This window comes from Oceanospirillum sediminis (assembly GCF_014164585.1).
Taxonomy (GTDB): Bacteria; Pseudomonadota; Gammaproteobacteria; order Pseudomonadales; family Halomonadaceae; genus Oceanospirillum; species Oceanospirillum sediminis.
This window is the reverse complement of the sequence record NZ_JACJFM010000330.1, coordinates 1-315: the sequence shown is the minus strand read 5'-3', so window position 1 is coordinate 315 and position 315 is coordinate 1. Positions and strand designations below refer to the sequence as shown.

Sequence of the window (315 nt, the reverse complement as noted above, 5' to 3'; positions counted from 1 at the left end):
AGGAGATTATGGGATTTAATGGAAGTCCTTGGACGGGTGGAGGCGATCAAATAATGATAAAGGATATTAACCCTCAAGGGAATAGTTCTTCACCTGATTTTTATACCGAGTACAATAACTTGCTTTACTTTGCAGCAACTGATGATGGTACAAATGGAAGAGAACTTTGGGTGACAAATGGCACAAACCTAGGTACAAACTTGTTATTTGACATTAATTCAGGTGCTGCTAGTTCTAATCCAGCAGATTTAATAACTATAAGTAACAATCTATATTTTACTGCTGATGACGGAGTAAATGGCAGAGAATTATGGT

At 36.8% G+C, this 315-nt stretch carries 1 pseudogene; it reads left to right on the top strand.

Annotated features, from left to right (window positions below):
* Positions 1-53 precede the first annotated feature (53 nt).
* Positions 54-315: pseudogene (locus tag H4O21_RS28835) on the top strand (hypothetical protein); the annotation flags it as partial.